Origin of the sequence: Nonomuraea sp. NPDC049637, from assembly GCF_040675235.1 — a bacterium.
GTDB lineage: Bacteria > Actinomycetota > Actinomycetes > Streptosporangiales > Streptosporangiaceae > Nonomuraea.
Genome location: NZ_JBFAOM010000091.1, coordinates 1 through 12,431, shown reverse-complemented (window position 1 = coordinate 12,431; position 12,431 = coordinate 1). Strand labels below are relative to the sequence as shown.

Genomic DNA, 12,431 nt, shown 5'->3' with positions numbered 1-12,431 from the left:
CCGCCGCTTCTCCCAGGCCCAGGCCGGCGCACATGACGGCGCTCGCCCCCGCGTAACTCACCTTGCGGAACCGCATGGCTTTGCACCTCCATCACGCCGTCGGACAACGGATGAGACGGCCACACGACGGAGCGCGCGAAACACCTCGCGCCATCATTCCCCGAGGAGCAAAGGACCTGTGCCATCGAATGCTGACCTGATCGCAGCACCCGCCGAAGACCCGCACGACAACGACGCGCCACGCACTTGGCGCACGACCGAGGAAGTCGCAGCCATTCTCACCGTCGACCCGTCAACCCTCCGCCGCTGGCGCACGGCGAAGCCGCCCCAAGGACCTCCCTTCGTCCGGCTCACAACGCGCCTGACCCTCTACAACATCCACGACCTGCAGCAGTGGCTCGCCGGCCACCGCATCGACCCTGGCGAGGTGGACTGATGGCGTTCCGGCCCGAGCTGCCGCCGGTCGGCATCACCCTCACCTCCGATGTGGAAGTGCGCGCGGGCAGCAACGCATTCCGCGCTCGCGTGCGATGGTTCGATCCCGTCACCGGCAGTCGGCGTTCCAAGTCCGTAGCCCTGCCCACACAGGATGCGGCCACGAACTGGATCGCGGAGATGGAGAGCGCCGCACGCGGTGGTGTCGACCCGGGCATGGCGACCATGCCCCTCACCGAGTACGGAGAACGCGTCATGCACCTGGCTGTACGCGGCTTGGAGCCCAAGACGCTGGCTCCCTACATGGCCGGGTGGCGCAGGCGGGTGGTTCCTACCCTGGGGCACCTTCCGGTACGCATGATCACGAACGGAGCGGTCGACCGCGGCGTGCATGGCTGGATCGCCGACGAGTGCAGCCGCTCGACGGTCAAGAACAGCCTGGCCATCCTCGTACGCGTCATGGAGCAAGCCGTGCGCGACGGCATCATCGACCGCAACCCCGCCCGTGTGTCCGGCTGGCAACGCGAGTACAAGAGGGCCGAAGACGAACTGGACGACCCGCGCACGCTGGCGCTGCCGAACTGGGCGGCGCTGGAGCGGCTCTCCCACGCGCTCGTAGCACGTTCGGCCGACCACTTCCCGGGCTGGGGACAGGTCATCGTCTTCGCCGCCTGCACGGCCGCACGCATCGGTGAGGTCTCGGGGGTACGTGCGGGAGACATCGACACCCGCACGTGGACCTGGACGGTCCGCAGGCAGACCACGCCGAGCCCCGGTGGGCTGGCGGACAAGGGGACGAAGGGCAAGCGGGCCCGGCGAGTGCCGCTCATCGCCGAGGTCCGCGATCTGGTGCTCACGCGGTTGCAAGTCACCGGGAACGATCCAATGGCCCGCTTGTTCACGGGCCCTAGGGGCGGTCGCATCACGACGGCGGTACTGCGTCCCTGACGACCACGCAGCGCTATCTCCACCCGGATGGCGCTGCCATCGTCGCCGCGGGTACCGCCCTGAGCGCTCACCTCTCGGGAGGCTGGTCCCATACTGAGAGCGGTTTAGATCATCGATCAAGGTCGAGTGATCAATAAAAAGGCCAGCCGACCTGGGCTTTCACCCAGATTGGCTGGCCTTTTCAACCGTCGGGACGACAGGATTTGAACCTGCGACCCCTTGACCCCCAGGCAAGGGAACGGGGTCCGGCGGGGTCTGAGGGAGTCGGAGGGGGAGCCCCCTGCCTGCATGAACGTCTCAAGCCGTCAGATGCCGTCGTCGCAGGTCTGACTGCATTGGCTCCCCCACCTGGCTCCCATCCCTGCCGCAGCGCTATGCCGGATCATCGCCATCCGGCCGATCGCCTGACCGCCGCCCCCGGCCAACGATTTTCGCTGCTCAATATCGCAACATGAGAAAGTCTCAATTTTTGTCCAGGCTGCCTGTTTCCAGGAGCGAGAAACAAACTCCGGACGCCTGCATAGGCTCAGCAATCTGAATGCCGTTACCGTATGGTCAGGCGTTTCGCGGCTCGAACTCACACGCCTGGTTCCTGAGAGCCGGAAGCGACGAGCGAGAGTGGGTTGTTTCCGGCTCTCAGGGACGTCGCGAATTAGAGCGCGCCAAGATGCCCCATGATCAGTAGAAGGAGAGTAACGGTGCTACCGAACCCGACACCGGCACGAATCAGAGCAGTTGGGACGGGCTTTCCTTCGCGCCGCGATAGGTAGGCGGTGGTTTGGGCGACGACGACGCCCAGTAGAACCGCGATGGCTACCAAGAGAGCCTTGATGGGGGTCATGTGAGATCCCTGACTGTTCAGGGGATCGAAACACGCCGACACCGTGCTGGGGAATGACGACAGTGCTCGATCCCATGCGCCAATAAAAACGCTGGTGACCGCGCTCCGTGGAGTCGTCATCCCTACGAACTCACACTGCCCTCGACCGGGCTACCAACTTGTGGTCGGCACCCAGCGTTGGAGCGCTACAGGCGACCATGCTGCCACTTGATTGCCTCGCGCTTCAAGCGATTCGGTGGACTGCAAGAGATAATGAGGGGTGGATCACGACTGGACGGTCGGCAGGGCCGCGACGCCATCGACACCCAGCCGTGGAGCCCGGCCGGCCCCGCGACGGTGTTCGAGAGCGCGGCGCACGCCGTGTGCCTGCCGCCGATGACCGACTGACCGTTGTGGACCTTCATGCGCGAGCGCACCGCTCGCGTCTCCTGGCCACCCGAGCCCGCCCTGTGTGAGCGGGTGACGCAGATGGTGGCCGCCTACGGCCCTGTGACCTTGAGCGACATCGAAGCTCTCGGCGAGCGTGAATGGTCTGGGTGAGCACGGTCGGACGGCAAGCGAGCGGCCGAGTACCTGGTGTGGACCGGCGCCCTCGTCGCCGCAGCGCCAAACGTGTGTACGACCTGGCCGAACGCCGCGTCCCCGCCGACCTCCTGCACGCTCGCCCCAGCGAGCACGCTAGCCTCACAGCGCTGCCGACCAAAGGCGCCCACGTCTACGGCGTGGCCACCACCGCCGACCTGAACGGGTACTTCCCCCTCCCCCGCGCCGCCGCGGCCCAGGCGGCCCACGACACCGGTCTGCTACCCGCCACCGTCGAGAGATGGGATGAGCCGGCCTGGGTCCACCCCGCGACACTGGAGGGCACGTCACCGCTCAATCCTCCAGGACAGAGACCTCCTACACACCTCCCAACTCGTAACCGACCCTACAGTCCATTAATTTCGTTTCTCTTTAGGATGCTTCATATTCAAGAGAATCAGGCTCTTCGGCTCCTCTCGTGGCGATGAGAGAAGTCGAAGAGCCTGACCGTTTTGACTGTGGCGTCTACTGGCTATGCTTGTCTCGCTCTACCATTTTACGAATGTTGTATAGGGTCCCGGCGGCGACAGCCAGGAGTATGCCGCCTACTAGCAGCCAGCCTCCCAGCCGACTGGTGTCCGCGTCGCTGCTTCCCCTGATCGGCCATGAGATCAGAATGGCTGCGACAGCGAGGATGGCAGTCGTCGAGCTCGCACATCTGATTCTTTCCATGCAATTTCCTTTATGCTTCCATTGGAGGATCTGCGTGAGGCTTGAACCCGCAGGAACTGCCGCCGGTTATAAAGTATTTGCAAGTGTAGTCTACCCCCTTCCCGCCGCTCTTCTTGTTTGCGTAGTCGATCTCGTTGATCAGTGCATACACGCCAGCACTCGTGGCGCCGCATACAGCGCCCACCACTGTTCCGATCCATCCTTTGCCGACAGATCCCGCCGCGCAGCCAGCTGCACCAGCTGCGATCTGGTTGAGCGTATGGATGAGGTCATCGACGTCCGCGCTCGTGATAAACCCGGTACATTTTCTCCCGTACCAGGTAAATTCGCACTTCTCCCAGGACTTAGGCCCAGGCTTTTTCGCCTTCGGGTCGCTCTTCTTCTTTGCGGCCTTCTTGGTGCCGTCGAGGTCGAGGTTGTTGATCGGATCCTGGCTGGCATACTCGTACGGGTTGTCGCTGCCACCAAGAAGAGGGTCGACCTGCAGGAAACGGCCGGTGGCGGGGTTGTACAGGCGGGCGCCCATGAGGATCAGGCCGCCGAGGCTGTCGCCGCTGGAGCGCTGGTGGGCGCCGAGCCAGCCATATCGTCCAGGGTCGTTGCTGCCTGCCTTGGCGGGCCCGTATTCGGTGTAGCCGTGGTAGGCGGCGATGCCAGATGCTGGGCTGTTGTCGCAGGTCGCGACGATATCGCCGTGCAGGTTGGTGAGCTTGATCTGGCTGGTTCCGTTGCTTCGCTCGATCGCGGCCAGGCCGGTGAAGGCGGTGATGTTGCGGCTCCAGCTGCCGTCGCTCTCGGCGACCCAGGACGGGCTGTCGCTGCCGCCAGCGTAGTGGTTGACGATCGTGCCGAAACTGCCCGTCCCGGTGGTGGTGTTGATGGTGCGGATGCGGCCGCGGGGGTCGAGTCCGTAGGTCTTGGTAGTTCCGTTCTGGGTGAGGGAGGCGACCATGTCGTTGGCGTGGTAGCCCACGCTCAGGTCGGCGCCGCCGGTGACATCAGCGGCGGGCACCGTGGTGGTGCGGCCGAAGGCGTCGTAGACATATCCGGAGTTGGTGATGCGGTCGGCGGCATCAAAGCTGGCCGCCTTGGTCACCGGGGTCGTGCCGGTGGAGCAGCCGCCGCCGGCATCGGATGGGAAGGTTTCGAGCTTTTTGCGGTTGCTGTTGGCATCCAGCGTGTATTGCCGGGTCGTGCATGAGCCGTTGGCGCTGTCGGCGGTCTTGGCCAGACGTCCGGCGCCGTCGTAGGTGTAGCGCTGGCTGCTGGACTGGCTATCGCCGGATTGGGTGACCTTGCCGTGGATGTCGCTGACATCGCTGTAGGACAGCCATGGTGTGCCGTCCTTGGCGTAGGCGAGGCCGGTGTGGAAGCCGACGCTGTCGTAGCGGTTGACCGCCCTCAGCCCGTTCGGGTATCCCTGTGCTGCGAGCTGGCCGTCACCGGTGTAGGCGCCAGTGAAGGTGCCGATGCGCTGGGCGGTGATGGCGGTGGGCAGGCCGCGGCGTTCCTTGGCGCCGGTGGCGTCGGTGCCGTCGTAGGTGTAGGTGACGCTGCCCTTGGCGTCGGTGGTGGAGGCCAGCTGGCCGTCGAGGGTGTAGGTGATGGTGGTGGTGTTGCTGTCGGCGTCCTTGGTTGTGGCCAGGCGTCCGAAGCTGTCGTATCCGTTGGTGAGCGTGTTGCCGGCGGCCGACACACCCGCCCGCAGGCCGGTGGCCGGGTCGTAGCTGACGGTCGACTCGGGCACCGCGGTGCCGCTCTCGCTCGCCGGGGTGACCTCCACCTTCGTCGTGGACAGGCGCCCGGCTGCATCGAAGGTGACAGTCGTAATACGCGTCGCCGCACCGGCTGTTTCCACGCTGCTGGTCAGGCCACCGTAGTAGCCGTAGCCCAGCGTGGCGACCGGCAGCGGTTTACCGGTCGGCTGGGTGATCGGTGCTCGCCGGCAGGCCAGGCCCGCCCAGTGCGGCTTGTTGCCGCAGCCGGCGATCTGTGGATGCGCGCCTGCGGTGTAGTAGGCGGTGGCGAGGGATCCGGCGTCGCTACCGGTGGAAGCGGGCTGGCGGCGCTCGATCTCCCGGGCCGCCGCGTCGTAGCGGGTCTTTCTGACGAGGTCGGTCTGGCCGGGCATCACCGTGGTGGTGCTGGTGGGCTGGCGCAGCTGCCAGCCGGAGGCGTCACCGGAGGTGATCGGGTCGTAGCCGGTCTTGACCGTGCGCACGTCGGTCGGTGCCGGGGTGGCGGTGCCGTCCAGCACGAGTGGTTCGACCTTGGTCGTGGTGGCCAGATGGTAGGTGACCGCTTGGGAGGGCTTGCCTTCGTCGTAGCTGGTGGTGGTGAGTTTGCGTGCAGAGATCAGGCTGCCGTCGGCCAGTTGGACCTGGCGTGCCGGTTCGGTTGCGGTCAGCGGGTCGCTGTCGCTGTTGTAGGTGCGGATGGTGGCCAGAAGACTGGCTCGCTCTGCGCTGTCTGCGCGGCCTGCCACATACGGGTCGGTGTCGACAGTCGGAGTGAGCGCCTGGGCACGATTACCCGGAGACAGCTCCCAGGTGGTGTTGCCCTTGTCGTCGTAGCGGGTGGCCGAGATCTGCCAGGCGCCCGCGCCGTAGGCGGCGGTGTTCACCCCGCGACCGTTGACGTCGGTGTAGATCAGGCCGGCGTACTCCCAGTCGGCCGCTACTGGGGTGTAGGCGCCGTCGGCATTGCGTGCGGGCAGGTGGGAAGCCGGGAAGATGGCAGTGCCGGACACCGGCAGGTCGGTTGCTTGCCCCCACTTCGCCGTCTGCGTCAGCGTCAGGTCGATTGGAGCACCGGCCCCGCCGATCGGCACATCGTAGGCAACGGCCTGGGTGGGATCGACGTCACCGCCTTCACGCTGTACATGTGCCAGCCGGCCTGCCTTGTCGTAGTCCATCCGCCACGGTGCCAGGCCAGGCGGGGTTATCTGCGAGATGCGGCCCTCGCCGTTGTAGTAGTAGACCGTCGCCAGGTTGGTGCGTGGGTCTGTTACCTGCCGTAGGTGTCCTGTGGAGTCGTACTGGTAGGCCGCAAGCACGGTCGTCTTCATGGCGTTCGACTCGGGGTCAAAGGCGGTGAACGAGACACTCTTAACCTGGCCGGAGAAGTCGCCCCAGCCGTTGGCGACGCCAGTTGCGGTCGTCGCTGAGGCGTAGGAGAGCTCCAATGCGCGACAGCCCGGTGCCAGGGTTGTTCCACAGGTGATGTCGGCGGCGACGGGGGCGAGCACGCGAGTGACGCGGCCTTGCGCGTCTCGGTAGTAGGTGACGGCGGATTCGGCAGCCGGCGTCTCGGTACGGGCGACCACCCAGTTGCCGTAGGCCTTGACGTAACTGGTCTTTGCGCCTGAGCTGTCGGTGACGGTCAGCTGCTCTGCGGTGGCAGTGATGCGGGAACCGTCCGCTGCGTCGCCGATCCCGGTGAAGCTCGTGCCGTCCTTGTGGTAGGACAGGGTGCTGCCGTCCGCGCCGACCAGCTGCAGGGAACCGGATTCGCCGCCGCTGGTGGGTGAAAAGTCCGCAATGCCCGACGGGGCTGAAGGGAAGCCAGCCCGCCAACCGGGTCCGAAGACCTTGTTCTCCGGCAGCTGCTCGTCCGGGCGCTCCGTTCCAGGAGCGAGCGTGGTCAGGGTGCGGTTGATGCTGATGCCGAACAGGCTGGCGTCGGCAGCTTCGACGGCGTAGTCGCCCGTCTGCAACGCGACCGTGCCTGGTCCGATCTCATGCGTGGCATAGGAGCCGCCGAAGCCTGAGCGGTCCATCGTGACGACGGCGTCCTTGATGAACTCCTCGGGCTTGCCTCCACCGAACAGGTAGGCACTGACCTCGATCTGACCATCCCGGATCTTGGCGTCGGCCAAGGTCTTGGCCATGTTCCAGGTCAGGGCAGGGAAGTCCTTGCTGGTGTCGGTCCGGGTTTGCGGCCAGGCGGTGAGCGGTGTGCTGGATCCGGGCACGGTTACGTCGCCAGGCGGGATCTCATACAGGTTGAAGACGTCGCCGACCGGCCGGTAGTAGTAGCGCACCTCGGTACGGCCGGGAGGAGCTGAGACTGACAGCGCTACTGTCCGCTGCACGCGGGCCTTGTCGACCGGGCTGATGAAGCCGCCGGGTCCGATGCCGAGGCTGTAGGAGGCCAGGGCGGAACGGTTGTGGGCCTTGTCTCGGGCCCGCACGTACAGGGTGTGCCAGCCGTCGGGCAGGTCGAGCGGCAGCGCCATGGTGTTGTCACCGCTGCCCTGCCAGGCCTGCAGGTTCGGCGTGGTCGGGTCGTCCAGACCCCAGAAGTAGCCGGTACCGTCGGCTGAGTCGGTGCGGGCGGTGCAGTAGGCGTCCTTGACCCGCGCCGACCAGGTGTTGACCGGATACGTCTCGCATTCGATGACCGGCAGCACGGGGGCTTCGGCGTCGATGGTGGCCCGCTGCCAGGTTGACCACATCGAGGAAGAGGATGCGTCGGAGGCGCGGGCGCGCCAGCGGATCTTCCACCCGTCCTGAAGCTTGCCTGCAGGGACGGCGATCTTCGCCTCGGTGCCGGCCGGGATGTTGTCGACGCTGCCCGACCAGATCAGCCCCGTACCCTGGTTGGCGGCCGCTGGGTCGTGCTCGACCTCAAAGTCTGCACGTACAGAGGCGCTGTCGGGGTCGTTGACCCAGGCTCGCAGGATGGGCGTGGTCGAGGTGGCGTACTGGATGCTGTCGGCCATCGCGCCGGGGAAGACGCTGAGCCGGTCGGTCGCGGGGGTGGAGCCGAAGGTCACGCTCAGCTTCGGGCCGGGGTTGCCGTCGGTGCCGATGCTGTAGCTGTTGTAGTTCAGCTGCTGGGTCTCGTCCTTACCCTGCATGACGAAGCCATGGTTGGCCGTCCCGGCGGCCCAGTGCTGCACGATTGGCGTGACCCGCAGCGAACGCAGTCCGACCTTCCGGTCGCACTCGTAGGTGTCGGGATCGGCGACAGGGTCGATCACGGAGTCCTGGCTGGTGCTTGTCGGCTGGCTGGGCCAGCTGATCGCCGTCCGGTTCCACGACGAGGTCACCTGCCGGATCTCCACTCCGGAGGCGGCCGGATCCTCGCACCCGACCACATAGGTGCGCCACAACTCAAGTCGCGCATCGGTCACCGTCTGCCCGGCCAGGCTGGAGGTGTCGAACTTCAAGTACGACCGGCCCTTCCAGCCGTCGGTTGCCGGGTCAATGGTGCCGGCCGTGAACGGCCCGTCATAAACCTCGCCGCTGCTGTAGACCTGCGCTGTGGAGATGGCAGACAGGGTCGTGGTCGGATCGACGGTAACCGGGTACTCGGTGGCCGGGTCAGCGAGGAAGCGCTCGTCCGGCTTCAGCGCCAGGACGGTCGTCCCGTCCTTGAGCTCCACGGACGTGGTGACCTCGCCGACCTTGCCCGTCTTGGCGGCGCCATCCACCGACGGCGCACCCGATGGGGTGCTGGCGTTGTCCGCCACGGCGCTGCTGTCGACCATGAACGGTTCCGGCGCGGCCGCGACCGTCTTCCCCTTGCCGTCGGTGAGCTTGAGGCCGCCCTCCTCCGTCTGGGAGAGCGTCAGCCCCTGGGTCTGGACGGGGATCGTGTACTCGATCGGTCCTGCGGGCCGCTCACGCAGCACCACATCGTGGCGGAACCCGTCCGGTAGCGCGGTCACCACCAGGTCCGCGCCTGGACCGGCGGCATCGGCGTAGGTGGCCTTGCTGCCTTCTATCTTCGGCTGCGGCAGCGCAGTGGGCCATGAAAGGGCGTAAAACTCCTTGTCGGAACGCTTCAGCCTGGCCAACGGCTTGCCTTCGCCACCGGCCGAGAACTCCACGTCCGCCAGTGACGCCTTCGGCTTGAATACCCCGTCCGCGGCGACCAGCGTGGTGTCGATCGGCGTCCACTTTTCGCCCTGTTTGACCCGTACCGGGCCGCTGGATGCCTCCAGGGTGATAGTGCCGTCAGGGTTGGCGTAGATAAGCGTGGATTCGGTGGTTTCGCTGGAGACCAGCACCCGGCTGCCCTGCAACCGAGCTGACAACGCCGCTGAGACACGGTCCGGCCGTTCTGATACCGGCTGGGCAGCGGGTTTGGCTGCAACGGTCGGCGTGGGGGAAATCTGGGCATAGGCCGAGGCGTTCTCGGCTGATAGAGACGCGGTCAGCGTCAGTGCAGTCACCAAGGTGACGACCGCTAAGCGCGTCCCTGACCGGGGCGTACGCACCGGCGCAGATGGACGCGCTGCAGGGGGTGAAGATGAACTCACCCATACCTCACTTTCAGGAAGCTATCAGGTAATACACAGGCAAAACGGAGGAAGCGTATATCAAGATCAACTAAATGATCAAGACCCCGCTTGGTTACAAAAGGGCGCGAAAGACGCGAGGAGACGGCGGCAGTAAATACCGGATTTACTGCGGTAGCCGCCTATGCCGTGCTATCCTGCGCTGGATCACCACATCAGTGGTCATGATCGAGGTGTACGCATTTACTGCGGCACAGAAGGAGGGTGAACGCGCGAGCCTGATCGCCGCCGACGTGATCCCGACCGGCCTGACACCTACGCCGACGCGGTCGAGGCGTATCTGCGTTCCGCCGGGATCGCCGCCTCCTCCCAGCGGATCTACAGGATCTCGCTGACCACCCGGGGCATGGCTCGCGGTCGGCGAGCAGCCGCCGCTGGGCAGAGCCCGCCGCGGCACTACCCCACCCGCCGTCAGCTTCGCCACCCTGGATCGGCCGGCCACCGCAGGCGTGCTCGCCGAGGCCTTCGCACAGTGGGCCCGGCTCGCCGTCGCTAACTACCTCGGCTTCCAAGGAATGCCGATCCAGCTGTGGGGCCGTGCTGGTCGATCCAGGCCTGTCGGGGGTGGGAGTGTTGTATATGACGGGCGGTGGAGCCGAAGCGATGGTCTTGCCCTTGGTGTCGGTGAGCTTGAGTCCGCCCTGGTCGGTTTCAGCGAGCGGGAGTCCCTTGGCCTGGATGGGGATCCTGTACTCGACGGGACCGTTGGGACGCTCCCGTAGGACGATGTCGTGTCGGAACTCGTTGGGGAGAGCTGTAAGGACAAGGGCGGCGCCAGGTCCAGCGGCATCGGTGTAGGTGGCCTTGTTGCCCTCCACATTCGGAGCAGGCGAGGCCACCGGCCAGGTCAAGGCGTAGGACTGCTTCTCGGAACGCTCCAGGAAAGCTAGTGGCTTACCGTCAGCGCCGGCGGAGAACTCGATGTCAGCGAGGCTGGCCTTGGGCTTGAGGGTCCCGTTCTGGGCCACAAGCGTGGTGTCGATCGGCGTCCAAGCGTCGCCCTGCTTGACGCGAACGGGGCCACTGGAGGCTTCCAGCGTTGTGGTGGCGTCAGGGTTGATGTAGGTGAGGGTGGTCTCGGTGGTCTCGCCGGTGACGAGAACTCGGCTGCCTTGCAGGCGTGCAGTCAAGGCGGCCGAGACACGGTCAGGTCGTTCAGCCACGGGTTGCGGCTTGGCCGTTGGACTCGGCGTCTGGGCTGGAGATGACAAGGTGACAGCTTCGGCCACATTAGTGGTGGATAAGAGCAGCGCCATCACCAAGCCACCAGCGAGGGCTACTCGGTAGCCTGGTCGCCCGTTTTTGGGCATGGCAAGGCTCGCCTTGCGAGGGGGGGTGCACCCGACCTCCAGGGTGTAAAGATCGAATAAGGCATTCGGATGGTAGATCAGCAACGAAAGGGACGATAGATGCAAATCTGTCGCGAATACCTCACGGTGAGCGACAGGTCGCAGTTATCGATACACCGGCGATTCAGCAGATGAACCAGATCAGGGCCGCCTCGACCAGTTTCACCAGTCTCGGATTCCCAGGAAGGTCACCACTCGCGTCGCAACTCCGCGTCCACGCGCCTCGGGGACGACCCGATAGAAGCCCTCCGACTTGCCGGTGATGACGTAACCAAAATTGCCCAGCCGCTGACCGGTGACCGCATCGCAGATGAGGAAGTTCTCCTCACCACCGGTCCCGCGTACCCAAACGATCGCCGCCAGCTCCTGGACAGCATCCAACGTCGGCAAGTCCGTCGTGAACCGCCGAATCAGCGAGTCACGCACACTGTGGGCATACCAGCCCACATCATCATCGCCTCACTCGCGGCCCCAAACCACCCCGTCATCTAGACCATGATCGCGCAGGCGGCCCCTGTCAGACCAGCTACCACTACGTCTCGCTGAACAGGTTGAACGTTACATAAGGCGGCACTAAGAACGGCCGCGCTCCCCCGCCTGATCGGCACGAGGAACTACGAAGCTCCCCATGCCCGGCTCGGTTCTGATGAGCCCATCGTTACGCAAGGCGCGGTGAACCTTCTGGCCGGTTGCAGTGGCAATGCCGTAGATCTGCTGCAGTCTCAGGACAGAGGGCACCTGGTCGCCAGGAGCAAACTCACCGCTTTCAATCTTGCCCTTGATGTCCTCGTAGACCTGCACCCAACGAGGGATGCCAGCCTTCCACTCCAGCTCTAGGAGCTGTTTCTTGGATCAGGTTCGGAGCCAGATAATCAGGGCGGCCAGGGTGACGGTGCCGAGGAAGATGTAGGCGCGCTTGTCGTAGCGCGTGGCCACGGCCCGGAAGTTCTTCAACCGGTTGATGGCCCGTTCGACGATGTTGCGTGCCTTGTAGCGCTCGGCATCGAAGCCGGTGGGCCGTCCCCCGGCCGAGCCGCGCCGGATGCGGTTGGCGCGCTGGTCACGTGGTTCGGGGATGGTGTGGCGGATCTTACGGCGTCGCAAGTAGACGCGATTGGCGCGCGAGGAGTACGCCTTGTCCGCGGCCACGCTGTCGGGCCGGGTACGCGGGCGTCCCGGCCCCAGGCGAGGGACCCGCACCGCCCGCAGCACCCGCTCCAACTGCGGGCTGTCGCCGTACTGGCCCGGCGTCAGGACCAGCGACAGCGTCCGGCATCGGCCGTCCGCCGACAGGTGG

At 65.5% G+C, this 12,431-nt stretch carries 9 protein-coding genes; 4 read left to right on the top strand and 5 right to left on the bottom strand.

What is annotated here, in order from left to right; translation table 11 throughout:
- Positions 1-178 precede the first annotated feature (178 nt).
- From AB0J71_RS48920 to AB0J71_RS48905, 4 genes are all read left to right on the top strand, one after another.
- Positions 179-436, top strand: a complete 258-nt coding sequence (locus AB0J71_RS48920; protein WP_364421215.1) for a helix-turn-helix domain-containing protein — start codon at positions 179-181, stop codon at positions 434-436.
- A complete protein-coding gene (locus AB0J71_RS48915; protein WP_352327435.1) occupies positions 436-1,383 on the top strand; it encodes a hypothetical protein in 948 nt (315 codons plus the stop codon). Before AB0J71_RS48920 ends, AB0J71_RS48915 begins: the two co-directional genes overlap by 1 nt.
- A gap of 1,093 nt (positions 1,384-2,476) precedes the next feature.
- Positions 2,477-2,611, top strand: coding sequence for a hypothetical protein (locus AB0J71_RS48910; RefSeq protein WP_364421213.1), 135 nt, complete (start codon positions 2,477-2,479; stop codon positions 2,609-2,611).
- 140 nt (positions 2,612-2,751) lie between these two features.
- Entirely contained in the window at positions 2,752-3,234 is a 483-nt protein-coding gene (locus AB0J71_RS48905; protein ID WP_364421211.1) for a crosslink repair DNA glycosylase YcaQ family protein, read from the top strand.
- A gap of 254 nt (positions 3,235-3,488) precedes the next feature.
- On the opposite strand, the gene AB0J71_RS48900 is transcribed toward AB0J71_RS48905, so the two are convergent.
- The 5 genes from AB0J71_RS48900 to AB0J71_RS48880 form a co-directional block, all read right to left on the bottom strand.
- Positions 3,489-9,659, bottom strand: coding sequence for a DNRLRE domain-containing protein (locus tag AB0J71_RS48900; RefSeq protein ID WP_364421209.1), 6,171 nt, complete (start codon positions 9,657-9,659; stop codon positions 3,489-3,491).
- 281 nt (positions 9,660-9,940) lie between these two features.
- On the bottom strand, positions 9,941-11,179 hold the full coding sequence (locus tag AB0J71_RS48895) for a hypothetical protein (protein WP_364421207.1): 1,239 nt from the start codon (positions 11,177-11,179) through the stop codon (positions 9,941-9,943).
- Positions 11,180-11,296: 117 nt separating this feature from the next.
- Positions 11,297-11,560: a hypothetical protein gene (locus AB0J71_RS48890; RefSeq protein ID WP_364421205.1), complete on the bottom strand. Its 264-nt coding sequence runs from the start codon at positions 11,558-11,560 to the stop codon at positions 11,297-11,299.
- A 147-nt stretch (positions 11,561-11,707) separates the two neighbouring features.
- Entirely contained in the window at positions 11,708-11,935 is a 228-nt protein-coding gene (locus tag AB0J71_RS48885; protein ID WP_364421202.1) for a winged helix-turn-helix domain-containing protein, read from the bottom strand.
- Between the two features lie 51 nt (positions 11,936-11,986).
- A partial coding sequence (locus AB0J71_RS48880) for an IS5 family transposase (protein ID WP_364421200.1) occupies positions 11,987-12,431 on the bottom strand: 445 nt, incomplete at its 5' end.

What these genes read in the sequence shown, in the direction of transcription:
- AB0J71_RS48915 (WP_352327435.1), top strand. Translation starts at nt 436, where the DNA reads ATGGCGTTCCGGCCCGAGCTGCCGCCGGTCGGCATCACCCTCACCTCC.
- AB0J71_RS48910 (WP_364421213.1), top strand. Translation starts at nt 2,477, where the DNA reads ATGAGGGGTGGATCACGACTGGACGGTCGGCAGGGCCGCGACGCCATC.
- AB0J71_RS48905 (WP_364421211.1), top strand. Translation starts at nt 2,752, where the DNA reads ATGGTCTGGGTGAGCACGGTCGGACGGCAAGCGAGCGGCCGAGTACCT.